General features: G+C 40.4%; 4 protein-coding genes. All 4 read right to left on the bottom strand.

Annotation, left to right across the window (positions count from 1 at the left end; all coding sequences use genetic code 11):
* Window positions 1-2 precede the first annotated feature (2 nt).
* The 4 genes from Q8P28_04245 to Q8P28_04260 are packed head-to-tail and all read right to left on the bottom strand — an operon-like array spanning window position 3 to window position 1,141.
* The gene (locus Q8P28_04245) at window positions 3-215 is read right to left on the bottom strand and encodes a type II toxin-antitoxin system HicA family toxin (GenBank protein ID MDP2682006.1); all 213 of its coding nucleotides are present in this window, start codon (window positions 213-215) and stop codon (window positions 3-5) included.
* Window positions 208-408 (bottom strand): type II toxin-antitoxin system HicB family antitoxin, encoded by a 201-nt coding sequence (locus Q8P28_04250; protein MDP2682007.1) that lies wholly within the window; start codon window positions 406-408, stop codon window positions 208-210. The genes Q8P28_04245 and Q8P28_04250 overlap by 8 nt, the downstream gene beginning before the upstream one ends.
* 50 nt (window positions 409-458) lie before the next feature.
* Entirely contained in the window at window positions 459-863 is a 405-nt protein-coding gene (locus Q8P28_04255) for a hypothetical protein (protein MDP2682008.1), read from the bottom strand.
* Window positions 860-1,141 (bottom strand): transposase, encoded by a 282-nt coding sequence (locus Q8P28_04260; protein ID MDP2682009.1) that lies wholly within the window; start codon window positions 1,139-1,141, stop codon window positions 860-862. The genes Q8P28_04255 and Q8P28_04260 overlap by 4 nt, the downstream gene beginning before the upstream one ends.
* Window positions 1,142-1,297: the final 156 nt, after the last annotated feature.

The following is a 1,297-nucleotide window of genomic DNA, read 5'->3' on the forward strand; positions in this document are numbered from 1 at the left end:
ACCTATAAGAGATTTTTGAACTCTTCTATGCTAATACCAGTATCTCTGATAATCCCAGCCATAGTATAAGTGTCTATTGGATTTGCTCTTGGAATGGTAATAATACGTTTTCCATTAGTCATTACGATATGTTTCCCTTGTCTTGCAATCCAGAAACCTGACTTTTCAAAGGCTTTCACTGCACGTTGGTGGTTTACACCGGGTAGCTTAGGCATAATTCACTTCTACATATCGAGATTCTTTGCCCTTGCTGAGTTCTTCAACGGTTTCCAAATAACCCTGTATGGCATCTTTAATATTTTCTAAAGCTTCTTCTTCCGTTCTTCCCTGCGACCAGCATCCTGGTAAACCGGGAACCCAAACAGCATACCCTTCCTCTGTTTTTTGCAGATTTACTTTGTATTTCATCAGAAATCTCCCTTGATTTATTGGGATTTATTGGGGACACATCCCATTTATTATCTTTCCCCCTTCTTCGGCCTTCCTCGTGACCTCAATTTAAATATCCTATCAAGTTTCCGCTCCATTTTCTTTATAAAACTTTCACTGCCAATGGGACGACCACTCCTTGTATGATTCCTTATGTTACTTACCTCTTCTTCTTCTTTAATACTTGCATTCATCAATTCTATGTAATCTTCCATTTGTCCGCCTTCAAACAGCGCTTCGCCAAGTATCTTGTCTTTTACGCCATGTATGTGAGCCTTTGCGCTTGAGTAGGGATATTCTTCCGCTTTCTCCACGATCTTAGCCCGTACAGGGTTTTGTTCTATGTATCTCTGTATCTCGCCACAGCCCATAAATCTTTCTCTATATCCACTATGCACGAATGATACCTGCTCTCCCATAACCTGCCCGTTCACTTGTATGTCCTGTTGATGTATTGCGTATAGCAAAGGGTTATACCCTGCATCATCTTGTATAAAGACTCATTTTTTGTTGGCTTCGTCAACAAATGCACATGATTGCTCATAAGGCAGTAAGCGAGGATGGGCGTATCCCATTTATCTGAATATTTCTTGAGGAGTGATAGATACTTCTCTTTGTCTTCATCGTTTAAAAAGACTTTTTCTCTGTTGTTGCCTCTTTGAACAACATGATGAGGGAATCCTGATGCAACTGCTCGCGCTATCCTTGACATGACGGAATTCTACGGAATAGTTGCATTTTTGTCAAAAAAATTGGGATGTGTTCCCTTTATTAAAAAAGCTAAATTGTTACAAAAAATCTCCCCTGCCATAAGTGATCAGACCACCCTCGCTCCCTATTTAAAGTGCGGAGAGGAGCATTCCCGATT

It is taken from the genome of Deltaproteobacteria bacterium (assembly GCA_030690165.1).
Classification (GTDB): domain Bacteria; phylum Desulfobacterota; class GWC2-55-46; order UBA9637; family UBA9637; genus JACRNJ01.